The organism is Colwellia sp. Arc7-D (assembly GCF_003061515.1).
GTDB lineage: Bacteria > Pseudomonadota > Gammaproteobacteria > Enterobacterales > Alteromonadaceae > Cognaticolwellia.
Genome location: NZ_CP028924.1, coordinates 2,214,426 through 2,234,229, shown reverse-complemented (window position 1 = coordinate 2,234,229; position 19,804 = coordinate 2,214,426). Strand labels below are relative to the sequence as shown.

Here is a 19,804-nt window from a genome sequence, read left to right as displayed (position 1 = left end):
CATGGAACCGATAACGAGATTTATATGAACACTAAAAATTTAAAAGCCTACGCACCCAAAGCACGTTCTCAATTTATTGACGCTATTAAAAAGCGTGCTGCACAGTTTGGCATATACGAAGACAATATTGCTGACATTCAATTTGAAGGTAGTGTTGCCCTAATCGAAGGTCGTGCATTTACTAATAAACAAGGCGAGCAGCGCAAACGACTTGAACAAAAAATATCTGAGAAGTCATTAGCTACCCATAAAGAACGCTATGATTTGTTCATTCGCGAAATGGCATATACATGGTTTAACCGTTTTGCAGCCATTCGTTATATGGAGTTACACGATTATTTAGACCACGGCTTCCGTGTACTTAGTAACCCTAACAGCACAGACAATTTACCTGAAATTTTAGACCATGCATCAGATGTGGTTGATAGCCTCGATCCAGAAAAAAAGTATTTGGATAAAAATCACATCATCGAACTGCAATTAGCAGGTAATAAAGAAGAAGAGTTATACCGAGAGTTATTACTAGGCCAATGTCACCGATTATATAACATCATGCCTTTTATGTTTGAAGCAATAGACGATGCTACTGAGTTATTGCTTCCAGACAACCTAACGAAAACTGACTCTATCTTAAAAGGCTTAGTGAACGAAATACCAGAAGAAGATTGGAGAGAGATTGAAGTTATCGGTTGGTTATATCAGTTCTATATTTCAGAACACAAAGATGCTGTTATCGGCAAAGTGGTAAAGTCTGAGGATATTCCAGCTGCGACGCAATTGTTTACCCCTAATTGGATTGTTAAATACCTAGTGCAAAACTCACTTGGTAGACAATGGCTAGCTACTTATCCTGAATCAGAGTTAAAAGACAAGATGGAGTATTACATTGAGCCTGCGCAGCAGTCAGATGATGTCATAGAGCAGCTAAAAGCTATAACTCCAACCAGTATCGACCCTGAAGAAATTAAAATTCTCGACCCTGCCGCTGGAAGTGGCCATATTTTGGTTGAAGTTTATGAAGTTATGCGTGAAATTTACCTTGAACGCGGATATCGGTTACGTGAAATTCCAGAGTTAATTCTCACTAAAAACATTTATGGTTTAGACATTGACGATAGGGCTGCTCAACTCGCTTGCTTTGCCTTAATGATGAAAGCTCGTGAAGATGATAGACGCATCTTCCAACGCGTTGAAAATGGTGAAGTATCGCTTAATGTTTACTCTCTTCAATCAACAGAAGGTTTAGATATAAGCAAACTTTGGCAAGCGTTAAATTTAGACGGAAATCAGAAACAAGGTTCAACGGGTGGACTTTTTGATGGTTTAGATGATTTGTCAGAAGGTTTTGTTCAACCAACAGGTATTTATGAAGGATACTTTGAATTACTACAAACGCTTAAATCAGCTTTTTTGCAGGCTAAAACGCTCGGTTCATTGATTCAAATTAATCATAAATACTTAAAGAGCTTAACTAATTTAAGGCATTTATTAAAAGCAAAGTTAAGAAGTTCAGATCCTTCATCAAAGCATGCATCCAATAAATTAATACCAATTGTAGAGCAAGCTATTTTACTTAGTACACAGAATGATGTAGTCATAGCTAACCCACCTTATATGGGTATTAAAAAAATGAACAAAATTCTGAAGGATTACGTGAGCAAAAAATATCCGAATTCTAAAAATGACCTTTTTGGTGTCTTTATGGAAAGAGGAAATGAGTTAACTAAGACCTTTGGTTTTCATGCTCAGGTCAATATGCAATCATGGATGTTCTTAACCTCATTTAGTGGATTAAGAAGTAATATCTTGCGTAACTTTAGCATTATAAGTCTAGCTCATTTAGGAGCTAGGGCTTTTAAAGAGATTTCCGGTGAAATTGTCCAGACAACTGCCTGGGTCCTACAAAAGAATAAAACAGAGTTTATTAAACCTGTCTTTATTCGATTAATAGATGGTGATGATGAAGTAAAAAGAAGAAATCTGATAAATGGCAATCAACGGTTTACTGATGTAGTTCAAGAAGAATTATTAAAAATTAGCGATCACCCTGTCTCATATTGGATGCCAAAAGAGGTTAGAGAGTTATTTACAAATGAAACACCTCTTTCTGAATTAGCTAGCCCTAAGATCGGCTTGCTTTCTACGGATAATGAACGCTTTCTTAGATATTGGTTCGAACCCAGTGCTCTAAATATTTATTTTAAAGCATCTGACAGGAATGAAGCACAACTAACTAATAAAAAATGGTTCCCCTATAACAAAGGTGGCGATGATAGGAAATGGTTTGGTAACAACGAATTTATCATAAATTGGAAGAATGATGGTGAAGAGATCAAAGCTGCGACGGTTGGTGCTGCCGGTGGAAGGGTAGTGAACGAAGGCTTTTATTTTAAAGAATCTGTTTCTGCTTCATCAATAGCAACCTCTGCCAATAGTTATCGATTTTATAATCATGGTGGCGTATTTGATGTGAATTTTAGAAGTTACTTTAATTCTGAAGATCTTTCAATTAATTGGTTACTTGGATTCCTTAATTCTAACGTTTCAAAAAAGCTAATTTCATACATTAGCTCAACTATTGCCTTAAACAAAGTAGACTTAGATCGTTTGCCTTTTGTTGGAGGTGGGCCTGAAGTCGATACTTTAGTAAATGATATTATAGCGATTTATAAATGGGACTGGAATCAACAAGAAACTAGTTATGAATTCACAACATTCGCTTTTTTAAACGAAAATACTGAAGAGAATAGATTGATAGTTCTCTTAAAAGATTGGTTCAAACGTTGTGAAGTAATATGCGAAAAAGCCAAAACACTAGAAGAAAGTTTAAATAAACACTTTATAACAGATTATAAAGTTAAAAGTGGTATTTCGTCAGTAATTTCTATTGATGAAATTACTTTAAATATAAACCCTTATTACAAATATAAATCTTCTCAATTAGGTACTTATTTTTCAGAAAGAGCAACTTCGAAGTTTACACAAGATTTAATTAGTTTTGTTTTGGGTTGTATGATGGGGCGATACTCTCTTGATCAAGAAGGTTTAATTTATGCAAGCTCAAGTAACGAAGGCTTCAAAGAACTGATTTCTGAAGGAGCTTATAAAAAATTTCCAGCCGATGATGACGGTATCATTCCTCTAGCCTGTGAAGAATGGTTATTTGATGACGATGCAACAGCACGTTTTAAAGAATTTGTTAAAACGGTTTGGGGTAATGAACATCTAAATGAGAACTTAGAGTTTGTGGTTGAAAGTTTGTGTTTACATGCCTTGAAGCCTAAAAAAGGTGAAGGTGCGATGGATACAGTTCGCCGTTACTTCTCAACGCAATTCTTTAAAGACCATTGCAAAACTTATAAAAAGCGCCCTATCTATTGGTTATTTAGTTCTGGAAAAGAAAAAGCCTTTGAATGTTTAGTGTATTTGCATCGTTATAACGAAGGCACACTATCACGTATGCGTACTGAGTATGTCACACCATTAATGGGTAAATATGAAGCTCATCACTCGATGCTAACAGAGCAAAAGCTTGAAGCGACAACTGCTGAATCAAGAACTATCGAAAAAGAGCTTAAGTTGTTAGAGAGAAAACAAGTTGAACTCCGTACCTTCGACGATCAGTTAAAGCATTACGCTGAAAAACGAATCACACTTGATCTAGATGATGGTGTAAAAGCCAATTATGGAAAATTCGGCAACCTACTAGCCGATGTAAAAGCCATCCACGGAAAGGCGGTTAAATAATATGAAATTACAAAGTTTAAGTGATATTTTCGAACGCCGCTTATTACGCATACCTGATTATCAGCGTGGCTATGCTTGGCTAGAGCATCAATACAACGATTTTTGGGAAGATATTCTTCACCTTAATGTTGAACGCGTTCACTATACTGGCGTTATTACCTTAGAGCCTGTAACAAAAGACTTATGGCAAAGATGGGACAATGACGAATGGATCATTGAAGGTGTTGGTTTTAGACCTTTTTATGTTGTTGATGGTCAACAAAGGTTAACAACATCAATGCTGTTAATGCAGGCAATTTTAGAAACAGTAAATAACGATACACAGCTAAACTACCAATCTCTAGATTCTATAAGAAAGCAATATATTATCAATAGAGCTGACGATGGTTTAAGAGAAAGCTTCATTTTTGGTTACGAGAAAGATAACCCAAGTGACGAGTATTTAAAGACTAAAGTTTTTGGTGTTCATTCTCATAGTAACCAATATCAAGAAACCTTATACACTCAGAATTTATCTAAAGCTAAAGCATTCTTCAAGGGAAAGCTTAAAGAGCTAAGTACTGATGAGATCGCATTAATTTATAAAAAGTTGACGCAAAAAATTAAATTCAACTTATATGAGATTGATGATGAAATTGATGTGTTTGTCACCTTTGAAACTATGAATAATCGCGGTAAGCCCCTAACAAGTTTAGAGTTATTGAAAAATCGCCTTATTTATCTTTCGACACTGTTTAAAGAGCATGAAGGTCATGCCGTCCTCAGAGCTAAGATTAATAACGCTTGGAAAACCATTTATGAGTATCTAGGAAAAAATCCTGAAGCTCCTCTCAGTGAACACCTTTTTTTACGTAATCACTGGACTATGTACTTTAAATACACGCGCCGCAAAGGTGATGACTACATTAAGTTTTTATTAGATGAGAAATTCACCGCTAGAAATGTAACTCATCCTAAAAAAGATGAAGATATGATAACGGTTGAGGAAGTGGATAAGTATGTCACTAGTCTTCAGCAATCTATTCGTCCTTGGTTTTACATGCATAACCCTTATTTTCCGTTGCCTGAATACACAAATGATGAAAATAAATTATTGCTTGATAGACTACATAGATTAAGTTTTAGGGCCTTCAAGCCTCTATTACTTGCTGCGTATGTATCTGAGCAAAATGTAGAAGACGTAAATTCATTATTGTTAGCTGCTGAAAGATACAACTTTACTTTGTTTACCTTAAGTCAAAGACGTTCAAATACTGGTGACACTGAGTTCTTCTCAATGGCCAGAGATTTATTGGTGAGATCTATTTCAATTGCTTCAATAATTGAGAAAACCCAAGGTTGGATCAATCATTATTATGATCCTCAACGATTCTATTCGCATGTTGCAGAGAAATACGAGTTGGGATTAAACGGTTTTTTCAAATGGGACGGTTTGAGATACTTTTTATACGAACATGAGCAGTGGCTGCGCTCAAGAGGAAAGCAATCTTCAAATAAACTGTCATGGGAAAAGTTAACGGCGAATAAAAAAGATAATGTAACGATTGAACATGTATTCCCACAAACACCTAAAGATGACTATTGGCTTTCAAGGTTCGGCAGTTTAGATAAAGAGCAGACTCAGTTTGTAGCACATTCTATTGGTAACTTAGTGCCGCTTAGCAGAGCTAAAAACTCTAGCCTGCAAAACGATAACTTTGACTTAAAAAAGAATAACGGTAAAGGTGTTGGATTTTATAACGGTTCAGCTTCAGAAAATGAATTAGCCCAACAGTTAGAGTGGTTACCTGAATCTATTTTGAGTCGCGGACTACAACTCTTAGCGTTCATGGAAGAGAGATGGCAAATAGTGATAGGTGATGATGAATTTAAGGCTCAGTTGCTTCATCTGGAATTTTTGAAAGAGCAAGTCGCCAGTCAGGAAATAAACTAGCATGCTTTATTCAACAACATTTGTTTATAAAGGAAATACAGGTGGTTCTGTCGTTATACCTGACAGTAGAATAAAAACAGAGCTCCAACCTGTGAGATTTTCTTGTCGTTATTGTAATTCTAATTTTGCTAGTGATGATTTAAGAGTAAGACATGAGTGGGAAAAGCATCCAACTAAAAACCCAACTCTTAGGATTAAAGGAAGAGAAGTAACTTCTAGTCGGTTTTATCTAAGAGATACGATTTCAATTGATGATATTGAGCTGAGCAATGTACAAAGAATGTATATTAATGATGTTGAGACTGATGTAGAACAAATTCAGATTATTGTCTCTGAAAAGCTAAATCAGTTTTTAAAGATAGATCTGTTTAATAGAAAAATACGAAAGACATTTGAGATCGATATCTCGATCCCTAAACTTGAAGAAATAGAAAAAGTAGATGAATATTTTTGGTTGTTTTTGAGTCGAGACGACTTCACTGAAGAGTTAATAGACCAGTTTATAAAAAGTACATCCAAACTTAGTTCAGTTAAATGGTATGTCGATGGTTTAGTCAAATATCTCCAGGGTATAATGGCTAAAGATGGGAAAACAAAATTTATTACTTTTGAAGATCATGAAATACGATTCAATCAAGCTCACAGCATATTATCTACGTATGAATCATTATTAGCGAAAGCAATTGTGTCTTTAATTGATTTTAATAAAAACAATTTTACTACCCCTACAGCTGGCCAAAGTCTGCCTTATTTAACAACAGCCTTAACTTTTTTTTCTGGTGATGTTTGCAATAACAAAGTGGGGAGCTTTGATGATGCTTCAAAGAGCATCCCTACAGATAGGATGACATCTCTTATATTAGAGTGTGTTTATACTGAGTTTGAAAGCTCCACCTTTGAGTTTATACAACAACGAGTTGCTCGAATGCGCAGTCATACTTTAACAGTACAAGATAAAAGTAAACTTGATTATATATTGTTTAGAAAAGCCATAATGGAAGGGAATAGCATTGAAATGGCTAAGTGCATAAAAAAGTTAAAATATAACGAAGTTTTTAATTTAGAAATATTTGATGAGAATAGCTAATGAGAGATAAATTAAGTTTACCCAAAGGTAAAAGTGAAGATTCAATTACAAAAATAAGTAAACCGATAAAAGTATTGAACTCATTAAAAGAAATATTAGTTGATATTTTTACAACTGAAATTGATAAAAAAACTTTGAAGGCAAAACCTTTGAAGTTGACGACAACCCATGAAACGGCAATCAAAAATATTAAACTTAATGACAGATTATCAGAATTAGAGTTAAAAAATATCATTAAGCTAGTAAGAAATAATGATAAGGAGCTTAAAATAGTTCTTCAATTAGCTATATCGTCTCAGCAATGCAATCACTCTGAAATAAAGCGCTTACTCATTAATATATGTGTGAGTATTGTAAGCAGTTTGGAGTTTTTAAACCCTTTAAATGCGGAGTCTAATATTTTTCAGGGAATGTTGTCTGAATATAAAAATAATAGAGATGCAGTAGGTATATTGAATGCTCAACTTAAGAAAAAATTTGAATTCCGTGCTGAAGGGATAAAAAAGAGCAATCAAATCAACAAGGCTAAAGAGGCTCTCAATATTAGCAAAGACATTGATGTTGTTGCCGATAAGTCGAAAGGCATGACATTAGTTCAACTTGATTCAATGAGAAAAAATGTACAGGCTTTGAGTTGTTTATGGTGCTATGAGTTTGAAAAATCTAAGCCTGATTTGATTTTAGATTGGTTTTATAAAATTCTAGCTGAAAATACAAAAAGTAAAGATAAGAAACAAGAACGGTCTATTCCATATTTTTTAGCTAAACAATTATTATCTTCAAACCGCGACTCAATCGTTGAAAGTATTGCGTACTTTAAAGAAAAAGAATCCTCCGCTAAAAAACAGTGCATGATAGAACAGCAAACCGTTAGTCAGATTACAGACCACAATAATAAACTAATTCTAGAAGTTTCTTCATTAAAAAGTTGTGTTGAAGAAAAAGAGACTCAACTAAAAGTTTTAACTGCAGAAGTGGAATCTCTTAAAAAACAGTTCACAACCGATGTTATGCAAGTTAAAGCTGAGCGTGTGCACTTAAAAGATGACACTGGAAAAGTAAAATCTAAGGCAATAAACTTGCTTGAAGAGGATGTGCTACCGACTCTTAAAACTTCATTAAAGGGTCTTAAAAAAGATGAACCTAAAGTAAGTTTTGCAGTAGATAAATTAGATTTAGTTATAGAAGATATAGAGGGAGCTTTACAATGGTTCAAAAAATAGGGATAGATTTTGGAACAACTAATAGCTTAATTTCAGTTGTTACACTAAAAGGAAAAGTAAAATCATTTACGGTAAGGGATCGTCCGCATCCTTCAGTTGTTCATTATGAAGGTACAGATGTTATTTGTGGTGTTAAAGCTAAAAACAAGCTTCAACAAAAAACTATTGGTGTTCAAGGGAGCACTGTTAGGGGGCCTAAAAAGTTTATAGGTGGAAGCGATTTTCCGGTTGGCGGAGTTTTAAAGAACCCAAAGGAAGTTGTTACTGACTTAATGAACTTTCTTATAGCAGATGCTAAAGAACAAGATGATGACGGTATTGCTGACTTGCAACATGCTGTTGTTACGATTCCTGTAGCTATGGATGGAAGGGGACGTCAAGCGCTTCGTGAGGCTTTGCTAGATGCTGGTATATACGTTGAGATGTTTATACACGAGCCATTAGCTGCATTATATGGTCATTTTAAGAGCCTACCAGATAGTGAAAATGAATTATTAAAGAATGAAGGGAGAATGATCTTAGTTTTTGACTGGGGTGGAGGCACATTAGATTTAACACTTTGCCAAGTTCGTAATGGCTCTATCGTTCAAATAATGAATAGAGGCAATAACAAAGTAGGTGGTGATTATTTAGATGAAGCCATTTTAAATTACATTGAAGAGAAGCATGCTAAGAAATATGGCTGGGATGTAGCGACAAATAAATCTAGAAATCCAGGTATGAGAGCAAAGCTGCTTGAAGAGTGTGAAAAAGCTAAAATAGACTTATCTAGACGTGTGAAAATTGATATTTGGATTGATGACTATTTTAATGCTGATGGTGATGAGGCAGAAATAGAGCACTCTTTAACCAGAGATGAACTAGATAGTATTTCAAAATCGATTATTGATGCCGGAATTGGTGAAATAGAATTCTTATTATCACAAGAACAAGCACATGTAGATATTCAGACTATAGCATTATGTCTTGCTACTGGTGGCATGGTTAACATGCCAATAATACGCCAACATTTAAGAGAATTATTTGGCGTTGCTACACTGGAGGTTTCAGACATAGGTGATCGGATTATTTCTGAAGGTGCTGCATGGATAGCACATGATGACTTGTGTTTAACCTTAGCAAAACCCTTCGAGTTAGTTGAAGCTAGAAACTCGTTATTAACTGTTATACCTGAGGGAACAAAGTTACCGTCAAGAGGTTACACTCCTGATGCTTTTACTCAGTCTATGTATTGTGCTGATCCTAGAGATGGAAAAGCAGTATTTACTTTTAAAAGACCTCAAATGGTTGGCAAGTCTGCAGCAACGGATAGGAGGACAACTTATGAGAATATGGTCGTTCCTGTTAATAAAGACTTTCCACCAATGAAGGAGAGAATTGACGTTAGTTATCAGATTGATGAAAATTTAATTATTAAAATTAATGCTCAATCACTAGATGAACAAGCACCACAAGAATTACAAATTTATGATCTTGAATTCGCTCTACAAATTTCGAGTAATACATTGTCAAAAAAGCCCTTACGCCTAGTTAATTATAAAGGGGAACAACTAGGCTTAGCGGTAAGATCTAACATTACAAGCGTTGATGATGCATGGGATCTGGTACCTGGTGAACTCTTAAGCGAGTTCAATAAAAAAGATGAAAACTTATACTTTAAGAAGCAACTTACAGAACTTCAAAAAAACGAGAATAGGTATTATCAACTTTGTAGCTATTGTCACCAAAGATATAAAGTTGGATGTTGTTCTACTTAAAGTAGAAGAGGCATAATTAACTAAGGTTTTTCACATAATAATTATGAATTTAGAACAAATTAAACAAGGAATACTTGCCAAGTTTGAGAAATGCCGTTTGGTATTTTGGCAAGATGACGATAATGAGTTTCAGGAGCAGTTTCCTGAGCTAAGTGCCGAATTACAATCATTAGGAATTAACGCTATAGCGCTAGATTCTGAATCGCATCTTGAGGTTAAGCAGCGTATTGAGTTGTTAGAGCCAGAGCAGAATTTTTTACTTTATAGTAATGAAAAAGTCAATGAGCCAACTAGAGATTGGCTGTTCGATATTCGCTTATATGCGCAGCAATTTTATGCTGATTCTAGTTCTATGATCCTCAATGAACTCGGGATGAGAATGGAGTTTCGTCAGCTAGTTAGTCGTTATAAGAAATTTTTTGGAAGTAAACAACGTTATAGTAAATTAAGAAACTTGCTTCCTGACAATGCCGACAAAAAGGCTTTAGAATTAGCCATGATCGCCACTTTAGCTAAAGTAGAATCTGTCAGCTTTACTGCAGTTTTAAACGAATTAATAAGTAAATACAGCAAAGCGCCTGAGCTAGCTGATGAGATACTCGAAGAAATAGAGAAATATGGTTTAGAAAAGTCATTTTGGACATTAGCAATTGAAGAGTTTGGTTATCTTAATGTCGATTATTGGTTAAGTAGTAGTGAAGAAAGTGCAAAAAGCACTTATTCAGTAAAAGACCTAATAACTAAGCTATTAGTTACAGATTGCTATCATGGATTACAGTCATCAGGGGCTAGTGTTGTTGACTCTGCATTTGCACAAAGTTTGTCGTCTCATTTGTTACCAATTACTTTTGATAAAAGCCTCAATGAAAAGCTTCCTAAAGATATTAAAGATCTTGCCGGAAGCACATCTGCTAAAAAAGCATCGGTTATTAATTTTGTAAAAGCATGGCGTGAAAGTAGAACACTTTCCAAGTCATACAATCTTATTGCTAAAGATGTATCTTTCGAGCTAGAAATTAAAAACAAGCTTGCTGAATTCAAGCAACCAAGTGATTTACTTTTTGTGGAAACTTTTGTCGATGCAGAAGAAGAGTTACTCAAAATGCTCGCTAAAGATTTACCTGCTTATAATTCAAATGATATTGCTGATTGGGTTTCTATTCGCTTGAGAAGCCACTGGTGTTATCAAGATGAAAAGTATGCGGCAATTCATCGAGCGTTAAAATCAGCGAAGAAATTTTATGAGCTTAAAGAAAAGTATGTAGATGGTTTTGATTTTATGGGCACTAAAAAACTTGATACAGCCAGTGCTCTTTATAAAGCTTATGAAGTAGAAATACATCAATTTGACACGACATATCGGATATTTTCTGAAAACTCTCTTAGAGCATCACAGAACGGCTCTGATATTTTGAAACTGACAGGTTTAGTCGACGATATTGAAAGCTTGTATGTAGATTGGTTTTTGCACGATTTTGCAATAGCTTGGGGCAAACTTGTAGATAAAGAATCGCTACTAGAAAATTGGAAATTACCAATTATTAATAACCAATACGAATTCTACAATCGTGAAGTTCAAAAAGTGTTACTTCAACCTAGTGTTAAGCGCGTGTTTGTAATTATTTCTGATGCCTTTCGCTATGAGTGCGCAAAAGAAATTCACGACTCGATTAATAATCGTAAGCGCTATAAATCCGAATTAACTTCACAGCTTGGTGTTGTCCCATCATATACTCAAGCAGGAATGGCGTCGTTACTCCCATATAGAAAGTTTACGGCACATTTAAATAAAAGTGTTGAGTATAAGTTGGATGGTATTTCTGCCCATGGCACAGAAAACAGGCATAAAATTTTGCAAGCACATGGTGGTATAGCTTGTACGTATGATGATGTAATGAAATGGACTAATCAGCAATATCGAGATTTAGCTCAAGATTCATCAGCAATTTATATTTATCATAATAAAATTGATGCTATAGGTGATGATGGTGGTACCGAAAACGAAGCGTTTTTAGCAGCAAGAGATGCTATTGATGAAATAGATAAACTGATAATTAGGATATTCGATAAACTTAAAGGCGGTAGAGTTATTCTGACCGCTGATCACGGATTTTTGTTTAATCAAAGTGATGTTACAGAGTCAGATCGAACAGCCTTACAATCTAAGCCCCCAGGCACTAAAATTTCTAAAAAGCGCTATTTAGTTGGAGAAAACTTACCAAAAGCTGATAGTTACTGGGTAGGGAAAATGTCTAATACCGCTAACGTATTACCAGACTCAGATGCTGAATTTATTGTGCCTCGCGGTAGTAATAGATTCCATTTTGTCGGCGGAGCAAAGTTTATTCATGGTGGTATTATGCCCCAGGAAATTTGTGTTCCTGTTATGCATTTACGAGCTATTCATTCAACAGTTAAAGAAAAACAAATTAAGAAAAAAGTTGGTGTTGTACCGTTGAATAGCCCAATTAAAATAGTTTCAAATATCGATAGCATTCAATTCTTACAGGCTGATCCAATTGGTGATAGTTATGTTTATCGTGATTTAAAAATTTGGCTTGAAGACCCTGAAGGCAATCATGTAAGTTCTCCTGAGAACATAAGGTTCGATTCAGTATCAGAAAAAATGGAAGAACGTAAACGAAGCGTTCAAGTGAAATTAGAAGGTAGTGGCTTTGACCGCACCATAAGCTATAAGCTAGTAATGGAAGATACTGAAAGTAAAACTAAAACTACATATTCAGTGACCATTGATTTAGCTTTTGAAGATGACTTTTTTTAGGGGAAAGTGGTTGTGAGCATTGAAAATAATTTGGATAGTGAACAAAGTGAGTCAAACGAGTTAACAGAGCAGGTGACTCATGAATCTTTACCCCCAACATTTAATGAAGAAAAAGCAGATCTTCGAGGTATGGATTTAGACGACTTAATGACAACTGAATTTAAAGGTCGTGTTGTACGGAAAGATTTAACAAAGCAACTCAAAGAAGGAGCTAACGTACCTGTATACGTGCTGGAGTACCTGCTAGGTATGTATTGTTCTTCTGCTGAAGATGACTTGATCAATGAAGGCATGAAAAACGTAAAAAAAATTCTTACGGAGAACTATGTTCGACCAGATGAAGCTGAAAAAGCGAAATCGTTGATTCGAGAAAAGGGTACATACAAAGTTATTGATAAAGTATCCGTTAAGCTAAACCAGAAAAAAGATATCTATGAAGCAAACCTTTCCAACTTAGGTATTAAAGATGCTGTCGTTCCCAATAATATTGTTAAGCAAAACGAAAAGCTCTTAACTGGCGGTATCTGGTGCATTATAACATTGAGTTATTTCTATGAAGAAGGTCAAAAGATATCACCATTTAGTGTTTTTAATTTAAAACCTATTCAAATGCCATCTATGAATATGGATGAAATATATGACGCACGTAGAAAATTTACGTTGGATCAGTGGATGGATTTGTTATTACGCTCAATCGGCATGGAGCCTGCTAATTTAGATCAAAGAGCAAAATGGCACTTAGTTGCGCGGATGATACCATTTGTTGAAAATAATTATAATGTGTGTGAGCTTGGGCCTAGGGGGACAGGTAAGTCACATGTATATAAAGAATGTTCACCCAACTCATTGCTTGTATCTGGTGGCCAAACAACGGTTGCTAATCTTTTTTATAATATGTCGTCTCGCCAAATTGGCTTAGTTGGTATGTGGGATGTTGTCGCTTTTGATGAAGTTGCAGGTATACGCTTTAAAGACAAAGACGGTATTCAGATCATGAAAGATTATATGGCGTCAGGATCATTTTCGCGTGGTCGTGACTCTATTGAAGCAAAGGCATCGATGGTGTTTGTTGGTAATATTGATCACAGTGTTGAAACTTTAGTTAAAACAAGTCATCTCTTGGCACCTTTCCCTGATGAAATGATTGATTGTGCTTTTTTCGATCGTTTTCATGGATATATTCCTGGCTGGGAAATTCCAAAAATGCGTCCTGAATTCTTCACTGATCGTTTCGGTTTGATCACTGATTATTTAGCTGAGTATATGCGTGAAATGCGTAAAACAACTTTCTCTGATGCAATAGATAAGTTTTTCAAGTTAGGTAATAACTTAAATCAACGTGATGTTATTGGCGTTAGAAGAACAACTTCAGGCCTATTAAAACTATTGGTGCCCCATGGGGATTACACGAAGGATGAAGTAAGAACGTGCTTAATATATGCACTTGAAGTTCGTCGTCGTGTAAAAGAGCAACTTAAAAAAATTGGTGGGATGGAATTCTTTGATGTTAACTTTAGCTACATTGATAATGAAACCTTTGAAGAGTTTTTCGTTAACGTACCTGAGCAGGGTGGTTCAAACTTAATACCTGCAGGTATTACAAATGCAGGTGTAGTTCATTTTGTCAGCAATGGATCTGGTGGTAAATTAGGTGTATACCGCCTTGAAAGCCAAATGACTGCTGGTAATGGCAAACACTCTACTTCTGGATTGGGTTCTGACACTTCAGCAAAAGAACAAGTACGTGTAGGTTTTGAATATTTTAAAGGTAATTTGAACCGAATTGCTGCAAGTTCTAGATTTTCTGAGCACGAATTTCATCTACACTTCATTGATTTGCAAAGCTCAGGTAATAGTCATTCAGCAAGCTTATCATCACTAGTCTCTTGTTGTTCAATACTTCTTAATAAACCAGTACAAGAACAGATGGTAGTACTAGGAAGTATGACACTTGGCGGTGTTGTTAACCCTGTGCAAGACTTAGCTTCTAGCATGCAGGTTGCATTAGAAGCTGGAGCTACCAAAGTATTACTTCCAATGGCATCAGCGACAGATATTCCAACAGTTCCAGCGGAAACTTTTACCAAATTCCAAGTTAGTTTCTTTAGTGATCCCGTCGATGCTGTATATAAAGCACTAGGGGTTCAATAAGAGCATATTACGGCTTACTAAGCTTCATATTTGGGGGAATAAAGTGAATAAAATTGCATTAACTCAGTATTGCCAAATTCAAAATAGAGTATGCCCCATGCCGCCACAGTGGGCTAAACTCGAAGAGCTCTTAACAAAGTCTAGTAGCTCTTCAAAACCACCTAGATCGTTTATTTTAGGTTATTGGTTTGAGTGTTCTGACACTGAGAAATTAGAACAGGTTAGTAAACAAATTGAATGGGCCGATAATAATAATGTTTATCACATAGCCCATGAATTTATACTGGCACTTACGCCAAAGCAGTGGCATTGCAAGTAAATATATAAAGTTATTACGGTGCTATAAAGTGAGCAAGGTGCTGATGTAAGGTATTAGAAATTTAATTTAAATAGTTTAATCTAATTCAATTACGATATTTGAAGTAGGGTAAGCACAACAAGTAAGAATTTCATTATCACCAATATAAGCTAAAGGGTACTGTTGATAGTCAACAGTACCTTTTTTTAATGAACAACGGCAAGCCCCACAAAAGCCATCACGACAATGAAAGTGTGATTCGATATTCTCTCTTTCTAGGGTGTTTAGAATGTTTTTGTCTTTATCGAGGAACGGTATTTCCCGTCCCTCGACCGTAATACTAAAAGGCATAAATACTATAAGTCGAAATCGTCGAAATCGTCGCTTGATACTGACGAGTCAACCTGACCAACTAAGTAACTAGATATCTCTGTTTCTTGTGGGGCCACTTGGACGTTATCACTAACCAAATAAGAGTTCATCCACGGTAGTGGATTACTTTTGATGTCATAGGGTGCATCAAAGCCGATAGCACTTAAACGTTGGTTACTGATGTACTCAATGTATTGTTTTAAAATAGCGGCGTTAAGACCAATCATAGAGCCATCTTTAAATAGATAGTCGGCCCATTCTTTTTCTTGCTCAACAACATCCATGAAAATTTGCTTACCTTGATCACGCATTTCAGTCGAAATTGCACGCATTTCTGGGTCATCGTTACCTGAACGCCAGATATTGAGGATATGTTGGGTACCAGTTAGATGCAGTGCTTCATCGCGAGCGATAAGCTTTATCAGTTTTGAGTTACCCTCAAGCAACTCTCGTTCAGCAAACGCAAAAGAGCAAGCAAAACTGACATAGAAACGGATGGCTTCTAAAGCATTAACAGAACAAATTGCCAAATATAACTTTTCTTTAAGTTTACGTTTGCTAACTTCAACTGACTTACCATCCACCTCGTATGTTCCTGGACCTTGAGATTGTAATAATTGAGTTAATAGAATCACATCATCAAAGTATTTAGCTATGGAACTTGCACGGTTTAAAATGGCAGGATTAACAACAATATCATCAAAAACTTCACCAGGAGCTGTAAATAAATTACGTAAAATGTGTGTATAAGAACGTGAGTGTATAGTTTCACTAAATGCCCATGTTTCTACCCAAGTTTCAAGTTCTGGTAATGAAACTAATGGCAGTAAAACAGCGTTAACTGAACGAGCAGCCATTGAGTCCAGCAAGGTTTGATATTTCAAATTAGAGATGAAAATATGTTTTTCAGACTCGGTTAAACTCTGCCAATCAGCACGATCTTTTGAAACATCAATTTCTTCCGGACGCCAAAAAAAAGACAACTGTTTTTCAATCAACTTTTCAAAAGCTATGTGTTTTTGCTGATCGTATCTTGAGACATTTACAGAATTACCCAGAAACATTGGTTCTAGCAGGGCATTATTAGGTGTTTTATTAAAAGTCGTATAAGTCATAAATTTATTCTCAGAAAGTTCACGTTTATATTTATGTTAAGCTGCAATACTGTAGTTATGTGAGCTTTCACATAAACCAATACTTATGGCGTTCGTTGTTTTTATTGGCATTCTACTAACGTTTTTAATCTTTTGTGTACTTTTCTGTCTGTAATCAAGTTTAATTATTTTGGCATTACCTTCTAGTAATTCGCGCTCGGCAAAGGCGAATGAACAGGCAAAACTGACATAAAAACGAATAGCTTCTAAAGCATTAACTGAGCATATTGCTAAGAAAAGACGCTCTTTCAATTTACGTTCACTGACTTCTATAGTGTTACCGTCCACTTCATAACTACCAGGGCCTTGCGACTGTAATAATTGCGTAGTGATAATCACAGCATCAAAATATTTTGCGATACTTGAAGCACGCTTTAAAATTGCCGGATTGACCATGATGTCGTCAAACACTTCACTTGGGTCAGAAAATAAATTACGTAATATGTGAGTATATGAACGAGAATGAATAGTTTCACTAAATGCCCATGTCTCAACCCATGTTTCTACTTCTGGTAGTGAAACAAGTGGTAGTAAAACAGCATTTACCGAACGTGCAGCCATAGAATCAAGTAACGTTTGATATTTTAAGTTCGAAATAAATATGTGCTTTTCAGAGTCAGTTAAGCTCTGCCAATCGGCACGGTCTTTAGATACATCAATTTCTTCTGGACGCCAAAAGAAAGATAACTGTTTTTCAATCAGTTTTTCAAACGCCATATAGCGCTGTTGATCGTATCGTGCAACATTTACACTGTTTCCCAAAAACATTGGCTCTAACAAAGCATTGTTAGCTGTTTGGTTAAACGTAGTGTACGACATTTATTTCTCCTTGAAATAGCGCGCTCGAAAGGCTGTATTTCATTACTTAGTGTTGGTTATCTAGTTTTTTTATTATGTGTATTGCTTGAAAAATTGGTTGGCAAAAAAAGAGGAAAACCTGTTGTTTTCCTCTTTAAGTACGCTATATCTTACACGCACCGCCGGCACAATCATCTTCAATCTCAATTTGGTTGTCGTCAGCGCCATCGCGAGTATTGTGATAGTACATCGTTTTAACCCCTAACTTGTAAGCGGTTAAAATATCTTTTAATACTTGTTTGATAGGCACTTTTCCACCTTCAAAACGAGCAGGATCATAATTGGTATTAGCAGAAATAGTTTGGTCAATAAACTTCTGCATTATGCCAACCAATTGCAAGTAACCTTCGTTACTTGGAATATTCCAAAGTAACTCATAGTTGTCTTTTAAACGTAAATACTCAGGTACAACTTGCTTTAAAACACCATCTTTACTTGCTTTAATGCTGATTAAACCACGTGGTGGCTCAATACCATTAGTCGCATTAGAAATTTGAGACGAAGTTTCTGACGGCATTAATGCTGATACGGTTGAGTTTCTTACGCCGTGCTTTTTAATACTGGCACGAAGTGACTCCCAATCTAAATGAAGTGGTTCACCGGTAATGTTATCGATTTCTTTTTTGTAGGTATCGATAGGCAAAATACCTTGTGATAAACGAGTCTCATTAAACTTAGGACAAGAACCTTGCTCAATAGCTAATTCGTTAGAAGCTTTTAATAAGTAATACTGTATCGCTTCAAATGTGCGATGCGTTAAGTTGTTCGCACTACCATTTGAATAGAAAACACCATTTTTTGCTAAATAGTAAGCGTAATTTATAACACCTATACCGAGAGTACGACGACCCATTGTAGCGGTATGTGCTGCTGGTACTGGGTAGTCTTGATAATCTAATAAGCTATCTAAAGCACGTACGGCTAAATTAGCTAAACCAGATAACTCGTCTAGGCTTTCAATTGCGCCTAAGTTAAATGCCGATAAAGTACATAGGGCTATTTCACCGTTTGGATCGTTTACATCTTCCATTGGCTTGGTTGGCAAAGCAATTTCTAAACATAAGTTACTTTGACGAATAGGCGCAACAGTCGGATCAAAAGGTGAGTGAGTATTACAGTGATCTACGTTCTGTAAATAAATTCGGCCTGTACTTGCACGCTCTTGTGCAAATAAGGTGAATAATTCAATCGCTTTAATACATTTTTTACGAATTGAATCATCAGCTTCGTATTTAACATAAAGCTCTTCAAACTTATCTTGGTCTTCGAAGAAAGCGTCATATAAACCTGGTACGTCACTTGGGCTAAATAAAGTAATAGATTGGCCCTTAATTAAACGCTGGTACATTACTTTATTAAACTGTACGCCATAGTCTAAATGTCGAACGCGGTTTTCTTCAACACCACGGTTATTTTTAAGTACTAATAAGCTTTCAACTTCTAAATGCCATAATGGGTAGAATAGGGTGGCAGCACCGCCGCGAACTCCACCTTGCGAACAACTCTTAACAGCTGTTTGAAAGAGTTTATAAAATGGAATACAACCGGTATGAAAAGCTTCACCATTGCGGATTGTACTACCCAGTGCACGAATTCGACCGGCATTAATACCAATACCTGCACGTTGAGATACGTATTTCACAATCGAGCTAGATGTTGCGTTAATTGAATCTAAACTATCGCCACACTCAATTAATACACAAGATGAAAATTGGCGAGTAGGCGTACGAACACCAGCCATAATAGGCGTAGGTAATGAAAGCTTAAAGGTTGAAATAGCGTTATAAAAACCTTTTACGTAATCTAAACGTGTTTCTTCAGGGTATTTTGCAAATAAGCAAGCCGCCACTAAAATATATAAAAACTGTGCACTTTCATATATCTCACCAGTAACACGGTTCTGTACTAGATATTTACCTTCTAATTGTTTTACCGCAGCGTAACTGAAGTCTAAATCACGGCTGTGATCCATAAAGCCTTCAAGTAGCTCAAATTCTTCAGGTGTGTAATCAGCTAATAAATGCTCATCATACTTGCCCGCTTCTACTAGTTTTACAACATGCGGGTAAAGCTTAGGTGGCTCAAATTGGCCATAAGCTTTTTTACGTAAATGAAATATGGCTAAACGTGCAGATAAATATTGATAATCAGGTGTTTCTTCCGATATTAAATCAGCAGCTGATTTAATAATGGTTTCATGAATGTCAGCAGTTTTAATACCATCATAAAATTGAATATGTGACTTAAGTTCAACTTGAGATACCGAAACATTGTCTAAGCCGTTTGCAGCCCAAGCAATTACTTTATGGATTTTTTCTAAGTCGATTGGCTCTTTAGAACCATTGCGCTTTGTAACAAAAAGGTTGTTATTCATGAAAGACCTGTAAATCTAATTGTTGTTTTAATCACCCACAGTAGGTGCTTAAAATGTTAATTGCCTCA

12 protein-coding genes are annotated in these 19,804 nt (G+C 35.8%); 8 read left to right on the top strand and 4 right to left on the bottom strand.

Going from position 1 to position 19,804, the window contains the following annotated elements:
* Positions 1 to 24 precede the first annotated feature (24 nt).
* Genes pglX through DBO93_RS09775 form a run of 8 tightly spaced genes read left to right on the top strand, consistent with a single transcriptional unit; the run spans position 25 to position 14,999 of the window.
* Positions 25 to 3,747: a BREX-1 system adenine-specific DNA-methyltransferase PglX gene (gene pglX / locus DBO93_RS09810; protein WP_108456183.1), complete on the top strand. Its 3,723-nt coding sequence runs from the start codon at positions 25 to 27 to the stop codon at positions 3,745 to 3,747.
* A 1-nt stretch (position 3,748) separates the two neighbouring features.
* Positions 3,749 to 5,680, top strand: coding sequence for a DUF262 domain-containing protein (locus tag DBO93_RS09805; protein WP_108456182.1), 1,932 nt, complete (start codon positions 3,749 to 3,751; stop codon positions 5,678 to 5,680).
* Position 5,681: 1 nt separating this feature from the next.
* Positions 5,682 to 6,767 (top strand): hypothetical protein, encoded by a 1,086-nt coding sequence (locus tag DBO93_RS09800; protein WP_108456181.1) that lies wholly within the window; start codon positions 5,682 to 5,684, stop codon positions 6,765 to 6,767.
* Positions 6,767 to 7,990, top strand: a complete 1,224-nt coding sequence (locus DBO93_RS09795) for a hypothetical protein (RefSeq protein ID WP_108456180.1) — start codon at positions 6,767 to 6,769, stop codon at positions 7,988 to 7,990. Before DBO93_RS09800 ends, DBO93_RS09795 begins: the two co-directional genes overlap by 1 nt.
* Positions 7,975 to 9,747 carry an Hsp70 family protein gene (locus DBO93_RS09790; RefSeq protein ID WP_108456179.1) on the top strand — a complete coding sequence of 591 codons (1,773 nt, stop codon included), beginning with the start codon at positions 7,975 to 7,977 and terminating at the stop codon, positions 9,745 to 9,747. The genes DBO93_RS09795 and DBO93_RS09790 overlap by 16 nt, the downstream gene beginning before the upstream one ends.
* 43 nt (positions 9,748 to 9,790) lie before the next feature.
* The gene (gene pglZ, locus DBO93_RS09785) at positions 9,791 to 12,529 is read left to right on the top strand and encodes a BREX-1 system phosphatase PglZ type A (protein ID WP_108456178.1); all 2,739 of its coding nucleotides are present in this window, start codon (positions 9,791 to 9,793) and stop codon (positions 12,527 to 12,529) included.
* Positions 12,530 to 12,541: 12 nt separating this feature from the next.
* Entirely contained in the window at positions 12,542 to 14,680 is a 2,139-nt protein-coding gene (gene brxL / locus DBO93_RS09780; protein WP_239058952.1) for a protease Lon-related BREX system protein BrxL, read from the top strand.
* A gap of 43 nt (positions 14,681 to 14,723) precedes the next feature.
* Positions 14,724 to 14,999 (top strand): hypothetical protein, encoded by a 276-nt coding sequence (locus DBO93_RS09775; protein ID WP_162533760.1) that lies wholly within the window; start codon positions 14,724 to 14,726, stop codon positions 14,997 to 14,999.
* Positions 15,000 to 15,074: 75 nt separating this feature from the next.
* Here the strand turns inward: DBO93_RS09775 and yfaE are convergent, their stop codons facing one another.
* The 4 genes from yfaE to nrdA all read right to left on the bottom strand — a co-directional run bounded on the left by yfaE (position 15,075) and on the right by nrdA (position 19,736).
* On the bottom strand, positions 15,075 to 15,329 hold the full coding sequence (gene yfaE / locus DBO93_RS09770; protein WP_108456176.1) for a class I ribonucleotide reductase maintenance protein YfaE: 255 nt from the start codon (positions 15,327 to 15,329) through the stop codon (positions 15,075 to 15,077).
* 5 nt (positions 15,330 to 15,334) lie between these two features.
* Entirely contained in the window at positions 15,335 to 16,465 is a 1,131-nt protein-coding gene (nrdB, locus tag DBO93_RS09765; protein WP_108456175.1) for a class Ia ribonucleoside-diphosphate reductase subunit beta, read from the bottom strand.
* A 36-nt stretch (positions 16,466 to 16,501) separates the two neighbouring features.
* Positions 16,502 to 17,323 (bottom strand): class Ia ribonucleoside-diphosphate reductase subunit beta, encoded by an 822-nt coding sequence (gene nrdB, locus DBO93_RS09760; protein WP_108456174.1) that lies wholly within the window; start codon positions 17,321 to 17,323, stop codon positions 16,502 to 16,504.
* Between the two features lie 142 nt (positions 17,324 to 17,465).
* Entirely contained in the window at positions 17,466 to 19,736 is a 2,271-nt protein-coding gene (nrdA, locus tag DBO93_RS09755; RefSeq protein ID WP_108456173.1) for a class 1a ribonucleoside-diphosphate reductase subunit alpha, read from the bottom strand.
* Positions 19,737 to 19,804 lie beyond the last annotated feature (68 nt).